Here is a 24,907-nt window from a genome sequence, read left to right on the forward strand (position 1 = left end):
TCACCGCCGGCGTCGCGATCCGGCAACGGGAGCCATCAAAGTGATCGATACGCCCTTCTCTACTGAAGATGGCTCGAGTCCGTACGGAGAGAAGCACCCGGATTAGCATTCATAGCTGACCCCGATCACTCTCTCCCTGAGGCCTTGAGACCCGCCCGATGAGCTCACCCGCCCCACCGTACTTGCCGCTAGCCGAGCGGCCACGCCCCCGCCATCTGCGTGAACTGTTCTGGTCACTGACCTTTCTGGCATTGCAGGGCTTTGGCGGTGTGCTGGCCGTGGTGCAGCGCGAACTGGTCGAAAAACGCCAATGGCTGAGCAATGAGGAATTCATGGAGGATTGGGCCGTGGCGCAGATCATGCCCGGCCCCAATGTGGTGAATCTTTCCATCATGCTGGGCGAACGCTACTTCGGCTGGCGCGGCGCCATCGTGGGGTTGTGCGGAATGCTGACGTTTCCCATGCTGGTGGTCATCAGCCTCACCCTGGTCTATACCCAGTTCGCGGCCAACCCGGCCGTGGCCGGAGCCCTGCGCGGCATGGGCGCCGTGGCGGCAGGGCTGGTGGCGGGCATGGGCCTGAAGCTGGCTGGCACGCTGCGCAAGCACCCGCTGGGCAAGTGGTATTGCGCAGGGCTGGCCATCGCCGCCTTTGTGCTGGTCGCCGTGCTGCGCCTGCCGCTGTTCTGGGCCTTGCTGCTGGTGGGCGCAACAGGCTGCGTGCTGACTTACCGGAGGCTGGCATGAACACACTGGCGATCGAGCTGCAGACCGTGGACTGGCTGCATCTTTTTGCCTATTTCCTGACGCTGTCGCTGATGGCCGTGGGTGGAGCCATCACCGCCGCGCCCGATATGCACCGCTATCTGGTCGACGGCAATCGCTGGCTGTCGGAAACCCAGTTCACCAGCTCCATCGCCATTGCCCAGGCCGCCCCCGGCCCCAATGTGTTGTTCATTGCCCTGCTGGGCTGGAACGTGGGTCTGAATGCGGGAGGCGGCGCCGGCCCGGCGGCCTGGGGACTGGGAGCACTGGGTGTTGCGGTGTGCATGGTGGGCATTTTGCTGCCCAGCTCGCTGCTGACCTGGCAGGCCTCGCGCTGGGGTCAGCGCAACCGGGACAAACGCGGCGTGCGCGCCTTCAAGCAAGGCATGGCTCCGCTGGTGATTGGTCTGCTGCTGGCGACAGGCTGGCTGCTGGGCAGCGCCAGCGGCAACCCTGGCAGGGACTGGAAGCTATGGCTGCTGAGCCTTGCATGCACATTGCTGGTATGGCGCACACGCATTCATCTGCTGTGGCTGCTGGCTGCCGGCGCGGCGCTGGGTGCGCTGGGCTGGGTGTAAACGCAGCACCGCCCCCTAGGCCAGAAGATCGGCGTCAACCGCCAAAGCAGTCTCCTTCCTGAGGCCGCTGCTGGCTCCAATGCCTGGCTACTCGGGATTTGCCAGCAGCAAGGGCAGCACCTGTGCCGATGGCATGGCGATCATCTGGTCGGCCACCGAGTCCAGCTCGCTGGCATGCGGGTTGATGATGACCACGCGCGCCCGGTTGCGCCGTGCGATCTTGGCCAGACCTGCTGCCGGGTAGACTGCGCCCGACGTGCCGATCACCAGCATCAGCTGACATTGCTCTGCCGCCTGCTCCGCCCTGGCCCAGGTCTGGCTGGGCAGAGACTCGCCAAACCACACGACGGCAGGCCGCAGCAAATTGCCGCAGGCGGCGCAATGAGGCGGCTCGCCCGGGACAGCCTGCTCCAGGTCACATAACGCACAACGGCGATTCAGCCAGCGATTCCTGCTCAGCTCCCCATGCAGGCTCAGCACATCTTCACTGCCCGCCTGCTGGTGCAGACCATCCACATTCTGCGTGATGAGTGTCATTCGACCGGGATGCTGTCGCGCCCAACGCGCCAGCGCCAGGTGCCCCTCATTGGGAGTCACCTTGGCAACCAGCGCACGTCGGTGCTCGTACCAGCGCCAGACATGAGCCGGATCGCGGCGGTACCCCGCCTCGCTGGCCATTTCCTCGGGCTTGAACTGGGACCAATACCCGTCTGCATCCTCCCTGAAAGTGGGCACTCCCGACTCGGCGCTGACACCGGCCCCGGTCAGCACGGCCAGTCGCTGAGCCTCGCCCAGCCAGCGACGTACGCAGGCAATCGCACCCAAGGACGTCGAAGAATTGTCAATAAGTGCTTGAACCAAGGCTATAACCTCAAAAATCGAGTTGCAACGTGGAATACTTGAATTTCTCTGCGGAGCTTCTTCTTTGCCTGATATTGCACCACACCAGCATATGAACGAATCGGGCCAATTGTTCGCACTTCAGCAAGCCATGACGCCTGCAGCATTGGCATGGGGTCTTGTTGATATCCAGACATTGGAACTGCGCTTTGCCAATCCTGCATTGCAGCGCCTTCTGCAGCCCAGTCGCCAGGCACCCGGCATTCCCGAGCGCGAGATTCTGGAAACAGCCAGGCTGGCTATCAGGCAGTGCATGGAGACAGGCCTGGAAGCGACTGCAAACTTGCCCGATCACCCCGGGCTCTGGCATTTTTCGCCGATTCAAGGCAATGGCGCGGCAGAAGCGGTGCAATGCTATGTATTGCCAACCGAAACCTCGTTTCGTGAACCCGATGACGAACTCGGGCTGGGGCATGTCAACCGCTTTGAGGACTTTCTGGACCACCTGCCCTACCAGGTCTGGATTGCAACACCCCATGGAGAGGTGACCTGGCTCAACCGGGCCCTGCATGAATACGCCTACCGGGAAGTACGCCTCCTGAGCCTGCGCGAAGGCATATGGATTGATATCGTGCATCCCGACGATCTGGCGACCGTCAACACCGGGCTGTCGCGCGCCCTGATCACCGAAAAGCCGACGGGATACCGGCTGCGCATCAAGCGCCATGACGGACAGTTCCACTGGTTTTTTTCATCGCTGTCTCCCGTCAAGAATGCGCAGGGCAGGATTCTCTACTGGGTCGGCGCCAACCTGGGCATAGACAGCGTCCGGCAATCCGAGAATCAGCTGCGCGACCAGATCACCACGCTGAGCCACCAGCTGAGACTCAAGCAGCAGGCGCTGGATCAGGCCGAAACCTACCTCGCCCAAGCCCAGAAAATGGGCATGGTGAACCAGTTGTCTGCCGGTGTCGCGCATGACATGAAGAACCTGCTTTTCATCACCGGCCTGCATGCCGGCATGCTGGAAAAGCAGCTGGGCGAGCCCGAGCAGCTCGAACATGTGGATGTGATACTCAACACCATCCAGAAAGCAGGCAGCCTGGCATCGCATCTGACGGGGTTCAGCAGTCGCAAATCCATGCAGCTGGCTGCCGCCGACCCCCGCGCACTGGTGCAGGATCTGGAGCCGCTGCTGAGCAAGGCCGTCGGCCAGAACGCTGAACTGCAGCTACATATGGCAAGCAGCATCTGGCCCATCAGCGTGGACAAGCTGTATTTCGAGAACTCGCTGATCAATCTCTGCATCAACGCGCGTGATGCTACCGAAGAGCAGGGCCAGATCACGCTGACAGCGGAGAACGTGCTGCTCAAGCGCGCCAGCCATGCGGGCGATTACGTAATGATCAGCGTGGCCGACAACGGCATGGGCATGAGTGAAGAGATCAAGGCCCGCATCTTCGACATGTTCTTCACCACCAAGCCCGAAGGCAAGGGCGCGGGCCTGGGCCTGCCCATGGTCAAGAACTTCATGGACCATGTTCAGGGCCTGATCGAAGTGGAAAGCACTCCAGGCCTGGGAACCATCGTGAGCCTGTACTTTCCGCGCGCGCAACCGGTCGTGCCGCAGAGCCCGCAAGCCTCGGCCCCAGCGGGCCGGCAGGAAACGATTTTGCTCATCGAGCCCGATCTGGCCACGCGCAATGCCATGGCCCAGGTGCTCTACGGACTTGGCTATCAGGTCGTGACCGCATATTTACCCGAAGTCGCGCTGCGCTATATCAACAGTGGAATGAAGGTGGATCTCATCATTGCCGCCGATGAGTTTTCCGGTGCTTTGAGCATCGCAAAAATGCAGGAAAAGCTGGCCCGGGAGCATGTTCTCATTCCGCTCATCCTCATGACCAGCAGCGAAGAGGCCGAAGTGCCACATGCCCAGGAATGCCGCTACGTGGTGCTGAGCAAGCCGATGGAGATTGGCGAGCTGGCACGCACCGTACAGCGCATGCTGCATCCAGACTGCACGACGCCAGCCGATCTGCCCGCCGTCTGAGAACGGTTCGGCCGCCCGCAAAAAAAGGCGCCACTGCTCTCGCAGTCGCGCCTTGCTTTCGCTTTCAGCGGCCGGACCAGCCGGCTCAGGCCTTGATCGCCACGGCCGCTGCCAGACGCTGGCGCAACGCCTCATACAGGCATACCCCGCTGGCGACCGACACATTCAGGCTTTCCACCGCGCCCTGCATGGGGATGCTGACCAGCGCATCGCAGGTCTTGCGGGTAAGCTGGCGCATGCCATCGCCCTCGGCCCCGAGCACCAGCGCTGTCGGGCCGGTCAGATCCATCTGATAGAGATGTTTGTCGGCATCGCCGCTGGTACCGATGATCCAGATGCCGCGCTCCTTGAGCTCCTTGAGCGTGCGCGCCAGATTGGTGACCATGAAGTAAGGCACGGTCTCGGCCGCGCCACTGGCCACCTTGGCCACGGTGGCATTGATGCCGGCCGCATGGTCCTTGGGGGCGATCACGGCATGCACGCCGGCACCATCGGCTACACGCAGGCAGGCTCCCAGGTTGTGCGGATCGGTCACACCGTCGAGCACCAGCAGCAGCGGGGCTTTCACCCCCTCCTCCTCCAGATCGTCGAGCAGCTCGTCGAGCGTGCGCGTGTCCTTGACTTCTTCCACGCGTGCAGCCACACCCTGATGGCCGTGAGAGCCGGCGAGCTTGGCAAGGCGCAGGGCATCGGCCTCGATCAGACGCACCCCGGCTTCCTTGGCACGTTCCAGAAACTGGCGCATGCGCGCATCGCGGCGCGAAGCCTCGAAATAGACTTCGATGATGGATTGGGGGGCGGTCTTCAGACGCACGCCTACGGCGTGAAAGCCGAAAAGAACTTTGGGGGACGACATGGGGCCACATTATCCCGGCGTTTACGGCAGACCTGAGACTCGCAGGGCCATGTCTGGGCTGACAGCTGAGGTTTTCCATTGCCGCTACACTGCGCCCCCAACGGGCAAGGCACCGGCTCATCAAGCAGCACCAGCATGGCTTTTTCCGAGTGCGAGTCTTCACATGAAGCTCCACTGCCACCCAGAACGACTGGCAACAGGCTTGAGCCTGCTGCCCCTGCATTCACGCATATCGCCTCTTCATGTCCGGCATGAGGAGGCCTACGTGTTTGCATCCCCCTCCAATTCCATAACGAATACCCAGCATGCTCAACGCCTTGCTCGATTGGTTCAACCGCAGCAGCCTGGTGCTGCAGATTCTGATTGCCCTGATTCTGGGCGGCCTGGTGGCCTGGCTATGGCCGGCCGCCGCCCAGTCGGTTTCCCTGTTGGGCAGCTTGTTCATTGCCGCGCTCAAGGCTGTCGCTCCGGTTCTGGTGCTGCTGCTGGTCATGGCGGCCGTCAGCAGCCACCGCCCCGGCCAGGAAACGCAAATCAAGCCCGTGCTCTGGCTGTACGTCATCGGCACGCTGGCGGCGGCCTGCGTGGCCGTTGCAGCCAGCGCGCTCTTTCCCTCGGTGATTCACTTTCGTGAAGCGCCCAAAGTCCAGAGCGTGCCCGGCGAGATCAGCCAGGTGCTGAGCACCGTCGTCCAAAGCCTGTTCGACAACCCCGTCAATGCATTGCTGAACGCCAACTACATCGGCATTCTGGCCTGGGCTATCGCGCTGGGCTTGGCACTACGCCACGCCACGCCCACCACCCGCACCATGGTGGAGGACTTTGGCCATGCCATCACCCGCGTGATTCAAGGCGTGATTCGCCTGGCCCCCTTCGGCATCTTCGGCCTGGTGGTCGCCACCTTCTCCTCCGGCGGGCTGGAAGCACTCAAGGACTACGCCCACCTGCTGGCCGTGCTGGTCGGCTGCATGGTGTTTGTGGCATTGGTGATCAACCCAGTCATTGTCTGGACACAGACTCGCCGCAACCCCTACCCGCTGGTGCTGACCTGCCTGCGCGAAAGCGCAGTGACCGCCTTCTTCACGCGCAGCTCGGGAGCCAACATTCCCGTCAATCTGGCCTTGGCCCAGAAGCTCAGGCTCGACGAGAACACCTACAGCATCTCCATCCCGCTGGGCGCCACCATCAATATGGCCGGCGCTGCCGTCACCATCAGCGTGCTGACACTGGCCGCAGCCCATACGCTCAACATCTCGGTGGACATTCCCACGGCCATACTGCTGTGCGTGGTCTCTGCGGTCTGTGCCTGCGGTGCCTCGGGCGTACCCGGTGGCTCGCTGCTGCTGATTCCGCTGGCCTGCAGCCTGTTCAACATCCCCAACGATGTGGCAATGCAGGTGGTGGGTGTCGGCTATGTGATCGGCGTGATTCAGGATTCGACCGAGACAGCCCTCAATTCCTCGACCGACGTGCTGTTTACCGCAGCCGCCTGCCGCGCCGCAGAGCGCAGGGCCGGACTGGAAGTCGCGCGCATCTGAGGCTTGAGCTCAGAATCTACTGATTTGATAGCTGCAAGCGCTTATTTGATAAGCGCCAGATCCCCAAAAAGGCCTGTGATCACACAGGCCTTTTGGTTTTTCAGACAGAGCGCCCGGCTTCTATGGTAATGCTTCGATCACATTGCGCCGCAATCTCGCGGTCATGCGTAACCAGAATCAGAGTCGTGCCGCGCTCGCGATTGAGTGCAAACATCAGCTCCATGATGGTCTGGCCCGTGGCGAAGTCCAGGCTGCCGGTGGGCTCGTCGGCCAGCAGCACGGCCGGCTCCACCACAAAAGCACGCGCCAGGGCCACTCGCTGCTGCTCGCCGCCCGACATCAGCCTGGGATAGTGATTGAGACGCTGACCCAGGCCCACGCGCTCCAGCATCTGCGAAGCTCTTGCTCGCGCATCGCGCTGACCCGCCAGCTCCAGCGGCAGCATGACGTTTTCCAGCGCCGTGAGATTGCCCAGCAACTGAAAGCTCTGGAAGACAAAGCCCATCTTCTGTGCCCGCACCGCCGCCCTGTCGTCCTCGCTGAGTGCAAACAGATCCTGGCCCAGCAAGCGGACCGTGCCGCGACTGGGGGTATCGAGGCCGGCCAGAATCGACAGCAAAGTGCTTTTACCTGAGCCGGAGGCACCCACAATGGCAACGGTTTCGCCGGCCGTGAAACTCAGATTGATATCCCGCAAAATATCCAACACGCCTGTGGAATCGCTCACCGATTTGGACAGTTGCTCAACGGCAATCAAAGGAATGGCAAGAGTTGTGGACATGAATCAATTGAATAGCAAAAACGTCAAGAGTCGCAACCAGCACTTTGCACTGCAGCGCCGTCACTGTATCGCTGTTGCTCTGTCGCTCACCATTTCGGGGGCTTGCGGTGCGGCAGTGGCCTCATCGCCCGCCAGGAACAAGGAGCCGGCCAAGGCCGCTCCCGGCGCGAAACCCGGCCCGGTGCTGGTGCTTGGCGATTCTCTGAGCGCCGAATACGGCCTGACGCGCGGCAAGGGCTGGGTGCAGTTGCTGCAGCAGCGCATGAATGACGAAAAGAATCCGCGCAAGGTGGTCAATGCCAGCATCAGCGGCGAGACCACGGCCGGCGGCAGAGCGCGCCTGGCGTCGCTGCTCAGGCAGCATGAGCCGGGCATCTTGATTCTGGAGCTGGGCGGCAACGACGCATTGCGCGGCCTGGCGCTGCAGAGCACTCAGCAGAATCTGGAAGTCATAATCAAGGCCGCCAGGGAGGCCGGGGCCCAGGTGCTGCTGGTGGGCATGCAGGTACCGCCCAACTATGGAGCGGCATATACCGAGCAATTTGCCGAGATGTTCAGGAGCATTGCCGACGCGCAAAAGCTGCCGCTGGTGCCGTTTCTGCTGTCGGGCATCGGCGATGCGGCAGACGCCGAGCGATGGTTTCAGAGCGACCGCATTCACCCCAATGCCCAGGCTCAGCCACAGATGCTGGCCAATGTCTGGCCCAAGCTCAGGCCATTGCTGAAATAAGTGACGGCCGCGCGGCCTCAGTCGCCGCTGCCTCCACCATCACCGCCAGAGTCGCTGCCGTCCGAGCTGCAGGCACTCTCGTTGCTGCCCGAGCCGCAAAAATAGCTGTCGTTGAAGACGTCGCGGCCGTCCTCGCGGCTGCTCGCCGAAGTCCAGGTCAGCTGCGAATCGGTGCTGTGGCCCGAAGCGCCTGGCTGGGGCGTAAAGACTTTTTTCAACCAGTTCCAGAACTCCATGACATCCCCCTCATTGCGCCTCAAGCAGGGTCCCCCTTGCTTTCGGCGCGGACGCTGGCTTTATAGGCATGCCAGCTGGTACAACCCAGCAGCGGCCCGATGACGATCAGACCTGCACTGTAGAAGAGCAGCGAGACCGCGATCAACACGGTGATGATCAGCCCCCACAGCAGCATCACACCCGTGTTGGCACCCACCACGCGCATGCTGGTGATGCAGGCCGTCAAGGCATCGGTATCCAGATCGAGAATGGCGGGCAGTGAAACCACCATGCAGGCAAACACCAAGGCAGCAAATATCCCGCCAACCGCGGTGTAGCCCAGCAGGAACTCCCAGTTCTCGGGCCGCAGCAGGGTCTGCAACAGGGTTGCCGTACTGGGCATGCCGGTATCGAACGAGATGGCGAACACCACCATGGCGGCGCGCCCCCAGAGCATCTCCAGCACCATCAGCACCATGACCAGCATGCCCATGCTGGCCAGATGCTTGTCCCAGCAGGTCAACGACTCCGACAGCAGCACGGGCTTGCCCTGCTCCAGTTGCTTGCTGACGTAGTACAGACCCATGGCCAGGAAGGGGCCTACCAGCAGACAGCCGCTGGCCATGGACATCAGATATTCGGGGCTGGAGCGAAACACCCAGGCCATCAGACGCGCCATGCCCCAGAAACACAGGCCGTAGAACAGCGCAATCATTGGTGCGCGACGCACATCGCCCAGGCCCAGCAGCAGCCATTGCCAGGGCTCGCTCCAGCGCAGTTGCAGAATCTGCAGATTGCCGGACTCGGCCTTGACCTCGGAAACAGGGGAAGCTTGCATGCGAGACCCTCCTTGTCGCCCGTACCGCGCCTCGGTGGCGGCAGCTGACAGGAACAAGTTACCCGCTCAACCTCGAATCTGCATTGCGGAAAGCCCGCATGCCGGCCTCCGCATTTCACTATGAAAACAAGAGCTTATAGCGCCCGGCTTTTGTTGACTTCAGTCAATAAAAGCATTGAAATCGCTTCTCTACAAGCGCTGCCAGCTCCTATTTAAATAGCTTCAACCAAAGGCCTTGAGCAGGGCCTGGGCCAGGTCGGCCTGCAGATCGCTCGTATCCTCAAGGCCGATGGCAAAGCGCACCACGGTGCCCGCCTTGATATGGGGTGTGGCACGGCTGCGCATCTCGGGCAGCTCATAGGGCACGACCAGGCTCACAGGCCCGCCCCAGCTATAGCCCAGCTTGAACAGGCTCAGGCTGTCACAGAAGCGATCGACGGCTGCCTGGTCGAAGCGCTCGTCGATGACCACGCTGAACAGACCGGCGGCCACGCCATCCTGGCCCTGCCCTTGTCCGCACAGCTGCTTCCAGCAAGCGTGGCCCGGGGCATCAGGCATGGCGGGGTGCAGCACCTGCGCCACGGCACGCTGGGTGGCCAGCCACTGCGCCAGCTGGCGTGCCGAGCGATCCTGCGCGTGATAGCGCAGGCCGATGCTGGGCAGGCTGCGCAGCACAGCTTCAGCGTCGTTGCCGCTCACGCCCAGACCCAGACGCATGTGCGCGAGCTTGATGCGCATATGCAGGGGCTGGTTGCGCGTGATGATGCTGCCCATCAGCACATCACCGCCGCCGCTGGGGTATTTGGTCAGGGCATGGACCGTGACATCGACGCCCAGGCTGCCATCGCCCAGCAGGTCGAAAGGACGAAAAGCCAGACCCGCGCCCCAGGTGTTGTCCAGCACCATGGTCACGCCCCTGGCCCGGCACAGGCGCACCTGCTCGACGAGATCGGGGAACTCCATGGTTACCGAGCCAGGAGCCTCCAGCCAGACCAGCTTGGTGGTCGGAGTAATCTTGGCCGCCAGGTCTTCGACGCACATGGGGTCGTAGTACTGATGGCGAATGCCGAAATGGGCCAGCTCGCCCTCGGTCAGCGTCTTGTTGGGACCGTATGCGTTATCGGGCACCAGCACCTCGTCGCCCGTCCTGAGCAGCGCCAGCGACACCGTGGCAATCGCGGCCAGACCGCTGGGTACCAGCAGGCATTGCAGACCGCCCTCCAGCGATGCCAGACGTTCTTCCAGGGCGTAGGTCGTTGGCGTGCCATGCAGACCGTAGGTGTAGCTGCTCTTGTCCAGCCAGCGGCGCTCGCGCATGGCCTGCACATTCTCGAAGTACACGGTCGAGGCCTTGTGCACGGCAAGCTGCGGGCCTTCGAAGTCCGTGGGAGGCTTGTAGGGATGATGGATCAGATGGGTGGAAAGCTTGTGGTCGGCTTGGGTCATGCCCTGATCTTAGTGCCATGCAGCCACAAAAAAGCCAGAGGGCTTGCGCGCTCTGGCTTCATGCGAGGTGGCCGGCCCAGGAGTATCAGCCAGCCTTCACGGTCAGATTGTTGTTGACCGAGGTCACGCCCTTGGCAGCCTTGGCGATATCGCCGGCCTGGGTCTTGACGGCTTCGCTGGGCACGTTGCCGGTCAAGGTCACTACGCCGCCCTTGGTATCCACATTGATCTGCAGAGCGCTGATTTCCGGGGCCTTGATGAAATCGGTCTTGACGGCAGCGGTGATGCCAGCGTCATCGAGGGCAGCACCCGCCTTGGCAGCACCTTCCTCCATCTTGTTGCCAGCCTTTTCCATGGCGGCACCGGTAGCTTCACCAGCCTTGGCCAATGCATCGGCAGCTGCATCGCCGGCCTTGGCCGTACCTTCTTCAATCTTGCTGCCAGCATTTTCCGCAGCCTTCTCGGTCTGGGAAATGGCGGAATCGAGCTTCTGGCCAGCGGTCTTGTTGTCGTCGGACTTGCCGCAGGCAGCCAAGCCAAAGGCCAAGGCGGTAATGGCCAGAACTTGAGCGGAACGCTTGAACATAGTGGTCATATCGATTTCTCCCTTAATGCTTGCAAAAACATGACGGTCAACTGTAACGAGCCACCATTTTGGCTCGGATACGAACTTTTCCCGCATCCCTGTAGGACAAATTTGTCCGAATTTGTGACATTTAATTAATAAGTGTTCTCTTCTGTGATTTACAGAAACTCTATGCAAGCCATGCGCTAATCCGCAACCCCTTGCATGCGCGGATGACGCGCAAATGCCAAGCCCAGCAGGGTAGCCAACAGCATGACAAAGCAGGCAAACAGGCTCACGGCCAGCTTGATGCTCCAGTGGTCGGCAATCCAGCCCACTGCCATCATGGGCAACATGGAGCCAAGCAAACCGATGGTCTGATAGGTAGACAACATGCCTGCCCGGTTGTCGGGCCTGGCAAGACGGCCCACCATGGTCATGCCGGCCAGCATGCACATGCCATGCCCCAGTGCTGTCAAGCCCACGCCCAAGATGAACAGCAGCGTTGATTGCAGTTGCAGATTCAGCAACAGCATGCCGTTGCTGAGCACCTGCAGCGCCATGCCGGCAAAGCCGCAGCGGTGCAGCGGCAGGCTGGCAGCCACCAGCTGAATGCCTGCAGAGACGAGCAAAATCACGGCAATGGCCGTACCGCTGACCATAGGGCCGCTCCAGGGAATCATCTGCTGCAGAAACAGCGGTGCCATGGAGGCATACAGCCCGAATACACCGAACGCCACGAACGGATAGCCACAGGTCAGTGCAAAGGCCAGGGAATCCTCGCGCACAGGCCATGTCAGCCGCGGCAGACAGTCCCGCCAGTGCAGACGTTCGGGGGCCTGTCCCAGCTGGCCCGCATCCCGCTGCACCGACTCCGGCAGCTTGAGCGTGACAACGCCTGCCACGCCGATGCAGCCCAGCACCAGCGGCACCAGATAGGCCGTCGTCAAGGGCTGAGGCAGCCACTGCCCCGCCACGCCACCGATCAAGGGCCCCAGACCAAAGCCCAGCACATTGAGAAAGCTGGCCACCATGGCCACGCGCTGCGGCTGCAGACCGGTGCTTGCGCTGGCAGCCAGCAGTGTCAGGCCCGTGGTGGCGCTGATAGTGATGAGGCTTGATGACACCCCCACCATGAAACGCCCGACGATCAGGCTGGGCAGATTCCAGGCCAGCATGGAGATCAGAGTGCCTGCCAGCGTCAGGCACAGAAAACACAGCATCACGCGCTGAAAGCCGATGCGGTCGGGCAGACGCCCCAGAAACAGCAGGGCGCACAGGCCACCGCACATATAGAGCACATAGATCAACGAGATATCGCTGGGCCGCAACTGCCAGGCTTGCTGATAGAGCGCATAAAGCGGGCTGATCAGCGCCGCCCCCAGCACTCCCACCACCAGGCCGAAGCCCACCCACCAGACCGAGGCCTGTGCCGTTGTGGCACCGGCCTGCCATGTATTGCTTTGCGACATTTGCAGCCTCTTGATCGGGCCGGGCCTGCGACAGGGACAGAGCGGACAGGTGTTCATCCTGCCGCGCCGTCAAAGCGGGCCAGCCACTTGCTTGTGATGTGAACATTGTCTGCAGAGTCGCATCGGCACGCATAGGCCAAACAAAGGATACATGTCTCAAACTATTTGCTATCAAACACAGGAAGCTATGCTTTTTGACGACCAAAACCAGTACGTCAACGGTTCAAACACCCGTCGCTATACTTTGCGCCCTAATGACAGCAGGATTTCCCGGCATGTGCCTGAATGCTTTTTTGCGCCCCTTGGTCTGTTTGAGTCTGCTTGGCCTTGCCGCCTGCGGCAGCAATCCCCCCAGCCCCGCTGCGACTCCTGAGACCCTCTCGACCACAACATCAGCCCCTCCGATCAAGATCGGCCTGGCGCTGGGCGGCGGTGCGGCCAAGGGCTTTGCCCATATCGGCGTCATCAAGATGCTCGAGGCCAATGGCCTCACGCCCTCGTTCGTGGCAGGCACCAGCGCCGGCAGCGTGGTGGGTGCGCTCTATGCAAGCGGCATGAACGCCTTTGAGCTGCAGGAAAAAGCCGTGGCGCTGGACGAAGCCAAGATCCGCGACCTGCAGCTGTCCGCTGGCGGCCTGGTGCTCGGCCAGAAGCTTGAGGACTATGTGAATGAACAAGTCCGCCGCAAACCACTGGAGCAGATGGCTAAGCCTTTTGTTGCGGTTTCCACGCGCCTGGAAGACGGTGAACGCACCGTGTTCGCACGTGGCAATGTAGGCCAGGCCGTGCGCGCCTCCAGCAGCGTGCCCGGCGTGTTCCAGCCCGTCACCATCGGCAAGCACCACTATGTGGACGGCGGCATTGTCAGCCCCGTGCCGGTGGATGCCGTGCGCAATCTGGGGGCCGACATCGTGATCGCCGTGGACATCTCCAACAAGGCCAGCGGCAAGACCCCCGCCAATATGCTCGGCGCACTCAATCAGTCGATTGCCATCATGGGTCAGAAGCTGGGCCAGGCCGAGTTGGCGCGTGCCGACATCATCATTCGTCCCAAGGTGCTGGACATCGGCCCGGCCGACTTCGCGCAGCGCAGCCATGCGATTGTGGAAGGCGAGAAGGCAGCCACCGCACTGATGCCACAGATTCGCGAACGCATCGCCCAGCTGCGCGCCGAACGCACCAAAGCCACTCAAATAGCACAGCAGAAAGCCGCCGAAGCGAGCTATCAGGACTGCCTGAAACAGCGCTCCAGCCTTCAAAAGCTGTCCGGCATGGTGGGTATGAGCGGCAACTGCGAAAAGCCCTGAGCTGAACCTGCTCCATGAAAAAGGCCCGCTGACGCGGGCCTTTTTGCAGCGCTGCGAGGCTCAGAACGCCTCTTCCTCCATCCCTGCACAGGTCATGTCGCGCGCCTTGACCACCTGCAGCCAGGCGCCGATACGCGGCAGCTCGTAATGGAAGAAGTAGCGCTGCGCGGCCATGCTGCCGCGGTGGGCGGCAATTGCCAGATCCTTGTCCATGGCCAGTACGGCCAGCGCCACATCCAGCCAGATCCAGGCCAGCACCAGATGACCGAAGGCCTGCATATAGGGCACGGCATTGGCCAGTGCCTCCTGCGGATTGCCCGTGGCCCAGGCCGCCTTGGTGGTTGAACCAACATCGGCCAGCGCACGCGCCAGCTGGTTGGCATAGGTGCCCAGCTTCTCATGCTGCATGGCACGCTGGATGGTGGCATTGATGCGTGCAGCCAGCAGTTGCAGCCCCTTGCCGCCATCCATGACGACCTTGCGGCCCAGCAGGTCCATGGCCTGTATGCCGTGCGTGCCCTCGTGAATCATGTTCAGGCGGTTGTCGCGCCAGTGCTGCTCGACCGCGAAATCGCGCGTATAGCCATAGCCGCCATGGATCTGGATGGCCAGCGAATTGGCCTCCAGGCAGAACTCGCTGGGCCAGCTCTTGGCCACCGGCGTCAGCACCTCCAGCAGCAGCCTGGCTTCTGCTGCCTGCTGTGCTTCGCCCGTGTACTGCTCGTCCACCAATCTGGCGCACAGCAGGTTCAAGGCCAGCGCACCTTCGCAATAGGCCTTCTGCGCCAGCAGCATGCGTTTGACGTCGGCATGCTCGATGATGCGCGACTGCGGCTTGCTCGCATCCTTGCCGCCCTCGCCTATGGGCCTGCCCTGTGGGCGGCTTTGCGCATATTCGAGACTGGCGTGATAGCCGGCCATGCCCAGCATGGAGGCCGCCATGCCGATGGAAATGCGCGCCTCGTTCATCATGTGGAACATGCATTTGAGGCCCTCGCCGGGCTTGCCGACCAGATAGCCGATCGCACCCGCGCCGCGGCCGTCCAGGCCGCCACCATGCTGACCGCGCACAGGGTATTTGCCCTCGCCGAAATTGAGCAAGGTATTGGTCGTGCCCCTCCAGCCCAGCTTGTGGTTGAGGCCTGCCAGGGCCACATCGTTGCGCTCGCCGGTCAACCGGCCTTCGGCATCGACCAGCTTCTTGGGCACGATGAACAGCGAAATGCCCTTCACGCCGGCAATGAGTTTGCCATCGGCACCGGGAATCTTGGCCAGCACCAGATGCACGATGTTCTCGGTCATTTCGTGGTCACCCGAGCTGATCCACATCTTGTTGCCCTTGAGCCGATAGCGCGGCCCCAGCGCGTCACTCTCATGCTCGATGCCATCGGGTTCCGCGCGCGTGGCGATGTCCGACAGCGACGAGCCCGCCTGCGGCTCGGACAAGGCCATGGTGCCGGCCCAGCGACCATTGAACTCGTTGGCGGCAAAGACTTTTTTCTGCCGCTCGCTGCCATGGGCCATGATGGCGTTGGCATTGCCCGAGGTCAGCATGTTCGAGCCGATGCTGATCGAGGCCGCCGCGAAAAAGCAGTTGGCTGCCGCCTCCACGGTATAGGGCAGCTGCATGCCGCCCATCTCGTAGTCCTGGGCCGCGCTGAGCATGCCCGATTCGGCATAGGCCTCGCGGGCTTCGTAGGTGCATTGAGGCAGGATGACCTTCTCGCCATCGAACTGCGGCTCCTGCAAGTCCACCGTGCGGTTGAAGGGCGCATATTTCTCGCGCGCGATGCGCTCGCAGGTATCCATCACCGCATCGAAAGTATCACGCGAATGATCGGCAAAGCGGGGACGGCTGGTCAGGCCTTCGGCCTGCAGCCAGTCGTAGAGCAGAAAGTCAATGGTGGAACGCAGGCGCATAGATTACCTATCAAAGCAGGCTTCATCGCTTATGGGCAAAGCGCTTGAAGCTATCAATTTCATATAGCCAGAGGAGAAAAAAGCCGCCTCCAGCCCCTACCCCAAGGTGGCCAGAAGGCGGCTTGGCTGAAGCCGTGCTTACAGCACTTCAAACACGCCCGCTGCGCCCATACCGCCACCAATGCACATGGTCACGCAGACGCGCTTGGCACCACGGCGCTTGCCTTCGATCAGTGCATGGCCCGTCAGGCGCTGGCCCGAGACGCCATAGGGGTGACCCACGGCAATTGCGCCGCCGTTGACGTTGAGGCGGTCGGCCGGAATACCCAGCTTGTCGCGGCAGTAGATGACCTGCACGGCAAAGGCTTCGTTGAGCTCCCAGAGGTCGATGTCATTGATCGACAGACCCAGCTTCTTGAGCACCTTGGGAATGGCATAGATGGGGCCGATGCCCATTTCGTCGGGCTCGCAGCCAGCCACGGCAAAGCCCAGGAAGCGGCCCAGGGGCTGCAGACCCTTGCGCGATGCATAGGCTTCGCTGACTATGGCGCAGGCTCCGGCACCGTCGGAGAACTGGCTGGCATTGCCGGCTGTGACTACGCCGCCGGGCAGCGCGCTGCGCAGGCCGCTGATGCCTTCCTTGGTCGTTCCCTCACGAATGCCCTCATCCTTGCTGACGGTCACCTCCTTGGTGATCAGGCCGCGCACCTTGTCGGCCACGCCCATGACGGTTTTCATGGGGGCGATCTCGGCTTCGAACAGACCGGCCGCCTGTGCCGCAGCCGCTTTCTGCTGGCTGGAGGCGCCGTACTCATCCTGGGCATCGCGGCTGATGTTGTAGCGCTTGGCCACCTGCTCGGCAGTCTGCAGCATATTCCAGTAGATCTCGGGCTTCATGGCCGTCAGCTCGGGATCGAAGGCCATATGCGGATTCAGGTGGGGCTGCACGCAGGAGATGCTCTCCAGGCCGCCCGCCACCAGCACATCGTTCTCGCCCGCGATGATGCGCTGGGAGGCCAGCGCGATCGCCTGCAGTCCCGAGGAACAGAAGCGGTTGATGGTCAGCCCCGATGTCGTGACCGGCAGGCCTGCACGGATGGCAATCAGACGAGCGACGTTGCCGCCTGTCGTGCCTTCGGGCAGGGACATGCCCATGATCACGTCCTCGACCTCGGCGCCCTCAATGCCTGCGCGCTCCACGGCCGCCTTGACGGCGTGGGCGCCCATGGTGGGGCCGTAAGTCATGTTGAAAGCGCCCTTCCAGCTCTTGGCCAGCGGAGTGCGCGCGGTAGAAACAATCACTGCGGATGTCATGTTCTGTCCTTTGATTCTGGGTGTTTCGTGGCAAATCGTCCGCGCCTAGCTGAACTGCTTGCCTTCGGCGGCCAGCTTGGCCAGCAGCGGTGCGGGCTGCCAGAACTTGGCATCGTCATTCGGGTTCTGGGCAAAGCGGCCCATGGCCTGAACCACGTTGAACAGGCCGACCTCGCCCGCATAGTGCATGGGGCCGCCGCGCCACAGCGGAAAGCCATAACCGGTCAGATACACCATGTCGATATCGCCGGACTTGCTGGCAATACCGTCTTCCAGAATCTGAGCGCCTTCGTTGACCAGCGCATAGACCAGGCGCTGCACGATTTCCTCGTCGGAGATCTTGCGCGGCGTGATACCCAGGCTCTTGCGATGCTCGTCGATCATCTTGGCCACCACCTCCGAAGGGATGGCATCCCGCTTGCCGGGCACATAGTCATACCAGCCTGCACCGGTCTTCTGGCCGAAGCGACCCAGCTCGCACAGACGGTCCGCACTGGCGCTGTACTTCATATCGGGCTTCTCGACATAGCGACGCTTGCGGATGGCCCAGCCGATATCGTTACCCGCCAAATCACCCATGCGGAACGGGCCCATGGCAAAGCCGAACTTCTCGATGGCCTTGTCCACCTGCTGTGGCGATGCACCTTCGTCCAGCAGGAAGCCGGCCTGGCGGGAGTACTGCTCGATCATGCGATTGCCGATGAAGCCGTCGCAGACGCCGGAGACCACAGCCGTCTTCTTGATCTTCTTGCCCACCTTCATCACCGTGGCCAGCACATCCTTGGCCGTGGCCTTGCCGCGCACCACTTCCAGCAGCTTCATCACATTGGCGGGACTGAAGAAATGCATGCCCACCACGTCCTGCGGACGCTTGGTGAAGGCGGCGATCTTGTCCACATCCAGGGTCGAAGTGTTGGACGCCAGAATCGCGCCAGGCTTGGCCACTTCATCGAGCTGCTTGAAGACCTGCTCCTTCACGCCCAGCTCCTCGAACACGGCCTCGATGATGAGGTCGGCATTCTTCAGATCGCCATAGTTGAGCGTGGTGCTGAGCAACGCCATGCGCTGCTCGTACTTCTGCTCGGAGAGCTTGCCCTTTTTGACCTGGGCCTCGTAGTTCTTGCGGATGGTCGCCACGCCGCGATCCAGGGCTTCCTGCTTGGTCTCCAGAATCGTGACGGGAATGCCCGCATTGAGGAAGTTCATGGAAATGCCGCCGCCCATGGTGCCGGCACCGATCACACCCACGGTCCGGATCTCGCGCACCGGTGTATCGCCAGGCACGTCGGGGATCTTGGAGGCGGCACGCTCGGCCATGAACAGATGACGCAGCGAACGCGACTCGGGCGTCATCATCAGTTGCATGAAGGCTTCGCGCTCGGCCACCATGCCATCGTCGAATTTCTTGGTCGTGGCATTCTTGACGGCTTCCAGGCAGCGCAGGGGAGCTGGGAAGTTCTTGGACATGCCCTGCACCATGGTGGCGGCGAACTCGAAATAGGCCTCGCCCTGGGGATGCTTGCAGGACAGATCACGCACACGCGGCAGCGGGCGGACATCGGCGACCTCCAGCGCCAAGGCCTTGGCCTCGGCCAGCAGCGTCTCGGCCGAAGCAGACATCTTGCTGAACAGCTTCTGGCCAGGCAGCATGGCCAGCATTTCGCTCATCACGGTCTCGCCGCTGACAATCATATTGAGTGCGGCTTCCACACCCAGTACGCGCGGCAGGCGCTGGGTGCCGCCGGCGCCTGGCAGCAGGCCCAGCTTGACCTCGGGCAGCGCCACGGCCGTGCCGGGAGCCGCAATGCGGTAATGGCAGCCCAGCGCCAGCTCCAGCCCGCCCCCCATGCAGACGCTGTGAATCGCGGCGATCACAGGCTTGGTCGACAGGTCCAGTTGCTGGATGACCGAAATCAGATGCGGCTCGCGGTAGGCATCTTCCTTGCCGAACTCGGTGATATCGGCTCCGCCCGAGAAGGCCTTGCCGGCGCCAGTAATGACGATGGCCTTGACGGCGTCATCCGCCAGAGCCTGGCGCAAACCCTCAACCACACCTCGTCTGGTGGCCAGACCCAGGCCGTTGACCGGCGGGTTGTTCAAGGTAATGACGGCGATGGCTCCGTCCACTTTGTATTCAGCAGTCATGCTGTTGTCCCCTGTTCAATAAATAGAAAAGAACGGTCGTGCGTTTTTTATTTTCCGAATTTTGCTGCGTTGCGCAACTGATGCTTGTCCTGAGCGAGACAGCTCACAGAATGAGCGCACCTCATGTCAGAGACAGCAAGCAAGGGCCTGGGCGGCCCCACCGCCCCGCAGCAAGGATGTTGTCCCCCTCCCGCAAAGCGAGAGAGGGGGAAGCGGCAAAGCCGCTCAAGAGGTATGCCAGCTCAAACCTCCAGCCACTCCTTGCGAACCTTTTCGTTCGCCCTGAGGGTTTCGGGAGTTCCGTCAAAAACAATATGCCCATGGCCCATGACCAGCGCCCGGTCCGAGATATTCATGGCGATGGTCAGCTTTTGCTCGATCAGCAGCACGGACACGCCACGATCCTTGATCTTCTTGAGGTATTCGCCCACCAGCTCCACGATCTTGGGCGCCAGCCCTTCCGTGGGTTCGTCGATGATGATGAGATCCGGGTCACCCATCAGCGTGCGGCAGAGCGTGAGCATCTGCTGCTCGCCGCCCGACATCACGCCGGCCTCGGTGTGCTGACGCTCCTTGAGACGGGGAAACATGGCATACATGTCGTCAAAGCCCCAGCGACTGCCTTTGCCCTTGCCTTTCTGCCCCAGCATCAGGTTCTGATGTACGGTCAGATTGGGGAAGACATCGCGGCTTTCGGGCACATAGCCGATACCCAGATGGGCCACCTCGTAGGCTTTCTTGCCATGCAGGTTCTTGCCTTTCCAGTCCAGTGCCCCCTCCCAGTGCACCAGTCCCATGATGGCCTTGGCTGTGGTGGAGCGGCCCGAGCCGTTGCGCCCCAGCAAGGCCACGATCTCGCCGGCATGGACCTCGAAGTCCACGCCATGCAGCACATGGCTTTTGCCGTAGTAGGCATGCAAATCGTTGATCTTCAGCATCTCAATGCGCTCCTGCCTGTTGGTCTGCGACGGAAGATCCCAGATATGCTTCTTGCACTCTGGCGTTGGCACGAACGGCTTCGGGCGTGTCATAGGCGATGACCTCGCCATAGACCACCACTGCAATCTTGTCCGCCAACCCGAAGACCACGCCCATGTCGTGCTCCACGGTCAGCAGCGTCTTGCCTTCGGTGACTTTCTTGATCAACTGAATGAAATGCGCGGTTTCGCTATTGCTCATGCCTGCCGTGGGTTCGTCGAGCAGGATGACGCTGGCACCGCCGCCGATGGTGATGCCGATCTCCAGAGCGCGCTGCTCGGCATAGGTCAGGTTCACCGCGAGCGTGTCGCGCTTGCGGTGCAGGCCGATCATCTCCATCAGCTCGTTGGCACGTTCGTTGGCGTCGTGCAGATTGGAGAGAAAACGCCAGAAGCTGTAGCGGTAGCCCAGGCTCCAGAGCACACTGCAGCGCAGGTTTTCAAACACCGAAAGCTTGGGAAAGATATTCGTGATCTGAAAGCTGCGCGACAGCCCCATGCGATTGATCTCGAAAGGCTTTTTGCCGTCAATGCGCTGGCCGTGCAGCAGCACCTCGCCACTGCTGGGCTCGAAGCGGCCGCTGATCAGATTGAACAACGTGCTCTTGCCCGCACCGTTGGGGCCGATGATGGCGACGCGCTCGCCCGCATTGACCGCCAGATTGGCGCCGCGAATGATTTCTGTCTTGCCGAAGCTTTTACGCAGATCGCGCAGCTCCAGCGCATGAGCAGACTGCTGCACCGCTTGTGCAGCCGGTTGATGGATGGCGATGCTGGACATGGTTCAGCCCTCCCCTTTCTTGATGCTTTCTTCGATCGCTTCCTGTATGCGGCCCCAGCGACGGGCCGTCAGTCGGCGCACGCCCTCCAGCAGGCCCAGGCCCACCACGAACACCACAATCGCCACTGTCCAGGTGGCAGCAGCACTGGTGTCCAGCTCGGTTCCCATGAACGGCACCTTGGGCCCCAGAGCCGCATTGAGCTGCATGTGATAGATCATCTCGATCAGCGAGGCGGCACCGATCACCGTCACGATGCCCGCCGCCAGAATGCCCAGATAGGGCATCAGCAGGCGCTTGAAATGCCCGAACTTGGCCACACGCAGATTCATCATGATCAGGCTGGCCACACCGCCAGGGGCATACATGACCATGAGCAGGAACACCAGGCCCAGATACAGCAGCCAGGCCTTGGTCAGCTCGGACAGCAGCACCGATGCCAGCACCAGCAGCACGGCACCGATGATGGGGCCGAAGAAGAAGGTGGCACCGCCCAGGAAGGTGAACAGCAGATAGCCTCCCGAGCGCACCACGCTGACGCTATCCATGGCCGTGATGATCTCGAAATTGATGGCCGTCAACCCGCCACCAATGCCGGCAAAAAAGCCTGTAATGATGAAAGCGAAGTAGCGCACGCGCTGGGTGTTGTAGCCCACGAACTCGACACGCTCGGGGTTGTCGCGCACTGCGTTCAGCATGCGTCCCAGCGGCGTGCCGGTGAAGGCAAACATGGCAGCCGTGCAGACAAAGCAATACACGGCAATCAGGTAGTACACCTGCAGGCCCGAGCCGAAATCCAGCCCGAAGAACTTGCTGTAGACCCGGTCCGTGGTGATGCCGCCCTCGCCGCCGAAGAACTCGGGAAACATCAGCGCCATGGATGCCACCAGCTCACCTAGACCCATGGTGATCATGGCAAAGGTGGTGCCGGATTTCTTGGTCGTCACATAGCCGAAAAGCGCAGCGAAGAACATGCCCGCCAGGCCACCCACAACGGGAATCAGCACCAGCGGAATTGCCATCTCGCCTGCAGCAGCCTTGTTCATGGCATGAATGGCCAGAAACGACCCCAGGCCGGTATAGACCGCATGACCGAAGCTCAGCATGCCGCCCTGCCCCAGCAGGATGTTGTAGGACAGGCAGATGATGATCAGATAGCCGATCTGGCTGAGCATGGTCAGCGCCAGCGAGCTGGTGAAGATCAGCGGTGCCACGATCAGTGCCAGCGCAAACAGGCCCCAGACCAGAATTCGCCCTATGTTCAAGGGCTTGAAGCGGTAATGTCCCTGGGACCGAGCTTTGTCGGCAGCAGAAGAATTCATGGATGTTTTTGCAATCGAAGACATGGCTCAATCCCCTCTGGTACCCAGCAAGCCCTTGGGGCGGAAGATCAGAATCAGCACCAGGAACAGGTAAGGCAGGATCGGCGCGACCTGCGACAGCGTCAGCCGCAGCACGGGCCAGCCGAAGGTGGACTCATTGACCTGATGGCCCATGGAGGTAAACAGGCCGGCCAGAGACCAGTCCAGCGCCACGGCAAAGGTCTGCACCACACCGATCAGCAGCGAGGCCACGAAAGCCCCGGCCAGCGAACCCATGCCGCCGACCACCACCACCACGAAAATGATGGAGCCCACGGAGGCCGCCATGGCTGGCTCGGTCACATAGGTGTTGCCGCCGATCACGCCGGCCAGGCCGGCCAGCGCGCAGCCACCGCCAAACACCAGCATGAAGACACGCGGCACGTTGTGGCCCAGCGCCTCCACCATTTCGGGGTTCTTGAGCGCGGCCTGAATCACCAGGCCGATGCGTGTGCGCGTCAGCAGCAGCCAGACGGCCACCAGCATCAGCAGCGCCACCAGCATCACAAAGGAGCGCGACTTGGGGAACTGTGTGCCATACAAGGTAAACAGCGGCCCCTGCAGCGCCGACGGCAGCGCATAAGGCACGGTGCCCCGCCCCCATACCAGCTGCACCACCTCGAGAATCAGATAGGACAGGCCAAAAGTCACCAGCAACTCGGGCACATGGCCATATTTGTGCACGCGGCGCAGGCTGTAGCGCTCGAACAGCGCCCCCAGCACGCCCACCAGCACGGGGCAGAGAAAGAGCGCGGGCCAGAACCCGATGATGCCGCTGAGCGTGTATGCGAAGTACGCACCCAGCATGTAGAAACTGGTGTGAGCGAAATTCAGCACGCCCATCATGCTGAAGATCAGCGTCAGGCCTGAGCTGAGCATGAAGAGCAGCAGCCCGTAGCTCACACCGTTGAGCATCGATATGGTGAAAAATTCAGGCGTCATCGACTTGCCTTGTTCTCATGAGCAAAAAGACTGCTGCAGCACTGCACCTGTTATGCGTTCTTGTGGGTACGGATGCTGCAGCACGAGGGAGAGTGAGCCTGACTCAGGACGGACGCTTCATCTGGCAACTGGTGGGCGTGCTGGCCACATAGGGCTCGTAGTACTTCACGGGGGCGAAGGTGTAACCTGTGTTTTCCGCGTCATAGGGGAACTTGCCGCCAGCCTTCTGCCACTTGGAGATATACAGGCCTTGCTGCAACTGGTGGTCGCTCTTGCGCATCTCGACATCGCCGTTGAAGCTTTTCAGCTTCATGCCCTCGAGTGCCGCCGCAACCTTGACCGGGTCGGTGGAGCCTGTCTTGACAAAAGCTGCATCCAGCAAGGCGAACACATGGTAGATGGAGCTTTGCGTCAGGTCATCGTTGAACTTCTTCTTGAAGCTTTCCATGCTCGCCTGAATCGGCGCACCCATGTTGTAGTGCCCATAAGTCACGGTATAGACCTTGCCCTCGGACGCTGCGCCCATGGCGGTGGGCCCCCCAGGACCGAAGGCATAGTAGGTATAGAACTTGACATTGTTCATCCCCGCATCATTGGCGGCCTTGAGCAGCAGCGACAGATCCGCTCCCCAGTTGCCGGTGATCACCGTATCGGCCCCAGACTGCTTGATCTTGGCCACATAGGGCGCAAAGTCGCGCACCTGAGCCAGAGGAGAGAAGTCATCACCCACGATCTGCACATCGGGGCGCTTTTTCTTGAGCAGGTCCTTGGCGTATTTGGACACCTGCTGACCATGGCCATAGTTCTGGTTGATCAGATAGACCTTCTTGACCTCGGCATCGTCCTTCATGAATGTGGTCAATGCCTCCATCTTCATGGAGGTATCGGCATCGAGACGGAAATGCCAGTAGCTGCATTTGCTGTTGGTGAGATCGGGATCCACCGCAGCGTAGTTCAGATAGAGCAGCTCCTTGCCCTTGTTGCGATTGTTGTGCTTTTCCAGCGCATCCATGATGGCCAGCGCCGGTCCCGAGCCATTGCCCTGAGTCACATAGCGCACGCCCTGATCCATGGCCGAGCGCAGCGCTGCCGTGGTCTCCTGCGGGCTGAGCTTGTTGTCCAGCGCCACGACCTCGAACTTCACGCCCGAGGCGTTTTTCTTGTTGAACTCTTCCGCTAGCAGCTGAAAAGTCTTGAGCTGATTCGTTCCCACGGCAGCCATCAGACCCGACAAGGGATCAATCCAGGCGACCTTGACGGTTTCACCCTTCTGAGCCCATGCACCACCTGCACTCACAGCCATAGCCGAGAGGGCCACCGCACGTATAACCCATTTCATACTTGTCTCCTTTCATTGTTTTTGCTAGCGACTGCCGCCAATCTACCGGTCGGTAGACTTTTTCCCGCTGGGGAAAGCCTTAGTAACTATCACGCATGCGACTTCCAAGGCCAATTCACGGCAGTTGGCGACACTTGTGCGACAGC

At 61.4% G+C, this 24,907-nt stretch carries 22 protein-coding genes; 6 read left to right on the forward strand and 16 right to left on the reverse strand.

The window, feature by feature from the left end; all coding sequences use genetic code 11:
• Positions 1 to 158 precede the first annotated feature (158 nt).
• Both MPZ60_RS15710 and MPZ60_RS15715 read left to right on the forward strand, forming a co-directional pair.
• Positions 159 to 746 (forward strand): chromate transporter, encoded by a 588-nt coding sequence (locus MPZ60_RS15710; RefSeq protein WP_034358466.1) that lies wholly within the window; start codon positions 159 to 161, stop codon positions 744 to 746.
• On the forward strand, positions 743 to 1,342 hold the full coding sequence (locus MPZ60_RS15715; RefSeq protein ID WP_034358468.1) for a chromate transporter: 600 nt from the start codon (positions 743 to 745) through the stop codon (positions 1,340 to 1,342). The genes MPZ60_RS15710 and MPZ60_RS15715 overlap by 4 nt, the downstream gene beginning before the upstream one ends.
• Before the next feature lie 87 nt (positions 1,343 to 1,429).
• Here MPZ60_RS15715 and MPZ60_RS15720 read toward each other — a convergent pair whose 3' ends face one another.
• The gene (locus MPZ60_RS15720; RefSeq protein ID WP_052057660.1) at positions 1,430 to 2,203 is read right to left on the reverse strand and encodes an NAD-dependent deacylase; all 774 of its coding nucleotides are present in this window, start codon (positions 2,201 to 2,203) and stop codon (positions 1,430 to 1,432) included.
• Between the two features lie 91 nt (positions 2,204 to 2,294).
• On the opposite strand from MPZ60_RS15720, the gene MPZ60_RS15725 reads away from it, so the two are divergent.
• Positions 2,295 to 4,235, forward strand: coding sequence for a hybrid sensor histidine kinase/response regulator (locus tag MPZ60_RS15725; RefSeq protein ID WP_034358474.1), 1,941 nt, complete (start codon positions 2,295 to 2,297; stop codon positions 4,233 to 4,235).
• 85 nt (positions 4,236 to 4,320) lie between these two features.
• Here MPZ60_RS15725 and rlmB read toward each other — a convergent pair whose 3' ends face one another.
• Positions 4,321 to 5,091 carry a 23S rRNA (guanosine(2251)-2'-O)-methyltransferase RlmB gene (rlmB, locus tag MPZ60_RS15730; protein ID WP_003069467.1) on the reverse strand — a complete coding sequence of 257 codons (771 nt, stop codon included), beginning with the start codon at positions 5,089 to 5,091 and terminating at the stop codon, positions 4,321 to 4,323.
• 305 nt (positions 5,092 to 5,396) lie between these two features.
• On the opposite strand from rlmB, the gene sstT reads away from it, so the two are divergent.
• Positions 5,397 to 6,629 carry a serine/threonine transporter SstT gene (gene sstT, locus MPZ60_RS15735; RefSeq protein ID WP_003069469.1) on the forward strand — a complete coding sequence of 411 codons (1,233 nt, stop codon included), beginning with the start codon at positions 5,397 to 5,399 and terminating at the stop codon, positions 6,627 to 6,629.
• A 100-nt stretch (positions 6,630 to 6,729) separates the two neighbouring features.
• Here sstT and MPZ60_RS15740 read toward each other — a convergent pair whose 3' ends face one another.
• The gene (locus MPZ60_RS15740) at positions 6,730 to 7,410 is read right to left on the reverse strand and encodes an ABC transporter ATP-binding protein (RefSeq protein WP_003069470.1); all 681 of its coding nucleotides are present in this window, start codon (positions 7,408 to 7,410) and stop codon (positions 6,730 to 6,732) included.
• Between MPZ60_RS15740 and MPZ60_RS15745 the strand changes: the two genes are divergently transcribed.
• Positions 7,409 to 8,140, forward strand: a complete 732-nt coding sequence (locus tag MPZ60_RS15745) for an arylesterase (RefSeq protein WP_034358476.1) — start codon at positions 7,409 to 7,411, stop codon at positions 8,138 to 8,140. The two genes, MPZ60_RS15740 and MPZ60_RS15745, sit on opposite strands and share 2 nt — an antisense overlap.
• Before the next feature lie 17 nt (positions 8,141 to 8,157).
• On the opposite strand, the gene MPZ60_RS15750 is transcribed toward MPZ60_RS15745, so the two are convergent.
• The 5 genes from MPZ60_RS15750 to MPZ60_RS15770 all read right to left on the reverse strand — a co-directional run bounded on the left by MPZ60_RS15750 (position 8,158) and on the right by MPZ60_RS15770 (position 12,677).
• Positions 8,158 to 8,376, reverse strand: a complete 219-nt coding sequence (locus MPZ60_RS15750; RefSeq protein ID WP_034358478.1) for a hypothetical protein — start codon at positions 8,374 to 8,376, stop codon at positions 8,158 to 8,160.
• Between the two features lie 20 nt (positions 8,377 to 8,396).
• Complete coding sequence (locus MPZ60_RS15755) at positions 8,397 to 9,194, reverse strand: DUF2189 domain-containing protein (RefSeq protein WP_034358480.1); 798 nt, start codon at positions 9,192 to 9,194, stop codon at positions 8,397 to 8,399.
• A gap of 222 nt (positions 9,195 to 9,416) precedes the next feature.
• Complete coding sequence (locus MPZ60_RS15760; protein ID WP_034358482.1) at positions 9,417 to 10,640, reverse strand: PLP-dependent transferase; 1,224 nt, start codon at positions 10,638 to 10,640, stop codon at positions 9,417 to 9,419.
• Positions 10,641 to 10,725: 85 nt separating this feature from the next.
• Positions 10,726 to 11,235 carry a BON domain-containing protein gene (locus tag MPZ60_RS15765; protein WP_034358484.1) on the reverse strand — a complete coding sequence of 170 codons (510 nt, stop codon included), beginning with the start codon at positions 11,233 to 11,235 and terminating at the stop codon, positions 10,726 to 10,728.
• A 176-nt stretch (positions 11,236 to 11,411) separates the two neighbouring features.
• Positions 11,412 to 12,677: an MFS transporter gene (locus MPZ60_RS15770; RefSeq protein WP_052057661.1), complete on the reverse strand. Its 1,266-nt coding sequence runs from the start codon at positions 12,675 to 12,677 to the stop codon at positions 11,412 to 11,414.
• A gap of 275 nt (positions 12,678 to 12,952) precedes the next feature.
• Between MPZ60_RS15770 and MPZ60_RS15775 the strand changes: the two genes are divergently transcribed.
• Positions 12,953 to 13,984, forward strand: coding sequence for a patatin-like phospholipase family protein (locus tag MPZ60_RS15775; protein ID WP_034358633.1), 1,032 nt, complete (start codon positions 12,953 to 12,955; stop codon positions 13,982 to 13,984).
• A gap of 60 nt (positions 13,985 to 14,044) precedes the next feature.
• On the opposite strand, the gene MPZ60_RS15780 is transcribed toward MPZ60_RS15775, so the two are convergent.
• The 8 genes from MPZ60_RS15780 to MPZ60_RS15815 all read right to left on the reverse strand — a co-directional run bounded on the left by MPZ60_RS15780 (position 14,045) and on the right by MPZ60_RS15815 (position 24,761).
• Complete coding sequence (locus MPZ60_RS15780) at positions 14,045 to 15,904, reverse strand: acyl-CoA dehydrogenase (RefSeq protein WP_034358486.1); 1,860 nt, start codon at positions 15,902 to 15,904, stop codon at positions 14,045 to 14,047.
• 138 nt (positions 15,905 to 16,042) lie between these two features.
• Positions 16,043 to 17,218: an acetyl-CoA C-acyltransferase gene (locus tag MPZ60_RS15785; RefSeq protein ID WP_012838912.1), complete on the reverse strand. Its 1,176-nt coding sequence runs from the start codon at positions 17,216 to 17,218 to the stop codon at positions 16,043 to 16,045.
• Between the two features lie 45 nt (positions 17,219 to 17,263).
• Positions 17,264 to 19,363: a 3-hydroxyacyl-CoA dehydrogenase NAD-binding domain-containing protein gene (locus MPZ60_RS15790; RefSeq protein ID WP_034358488.1), complete on the reverse strand. Its 2,100-nt coding sequence runs from the start codon at positions 19,361 to 19,363 to the stop codon at positions 17,264 to 17,266.
• A gap of 242 nt (positions 19,364 to 19,605) precedes the next feature.
• Positions 19,606 to 20,301, reverse strand: a complete 696-nt coding sequence (locus MPZ60_RS15795; protein ID WP_003069489.1) for an ABC transporter ATP-binding protein — start codon at positions 20,299 to 20,301, stop codon at positions 19,606 to 19,608.
• A gap of 1 nt (position 20,302) precedes the next feature.
• Positions 20,303 to 21,121 carry an ABC transporter ATP-binding protein gene (locus tag MPZ60_RS15800; protein ID WP_034358490.1) on the reverse strand — a complete coding sequence of 273 codons (819 nt, stop codon included), beginning with the start codon at positions 21,119 to 21,121 and terminating at the stop codon, positions 20,303 to 20,305.
• A 3-nt stretch (positions 21,122 to 21,124) separates the two neighbouring features.
• Complete coding sequence (locus MPZ60_RS15805; RefSeq protein ID WP_034358493.1) at positions 21,125 to 22,465, reverse strand: branched-chain amino acid ABC transporter permease; 1,341 nt, start codon at positions 22,463 to 22,465, stop codon at positions 21,125 to 21,127.
• A 3-nt stretch (positions 22,466 to 22,468) separates the two neighbouring features.
• A complete protein-coding gene (locus MPZ60_RS15810) occupies positions 22,469 to 23,422 on the reverse strand; it encodes a branched-chain amino acid ABC transporter permease (RefSeq protein WP_012838916.1) in 954 nt (317 codons plus the stop codon).
• Between the two features lie 103 nt (positions 23,423 to 23,525).
• Positions 23,526 to 24,761: a branched-chain amino acid ABC transporter substrate-binding protein gene (locus MPZ60_RS15815; RefSeq protein ID WP_012838917.1), complete on the reverse strand. Its 1,236-nt coding sequence runs from the start codon at positions 24,759 to 24,761 to the stop codon at positions 23,526 to 23,528.
• Positions 24,762 to 24,907 lie beyond the last annotated feature (146 nt).

It is taken from the genome of Comamonas sp. 7D-2 (assembly GCF_022749555.1).
Lineage (GTDB): Bacteria > Pseudomonadota > Gammaproteobacteria > Burkholderiales > Burkholderiaceae_C > Comamonas > Comamonas thiooxydans.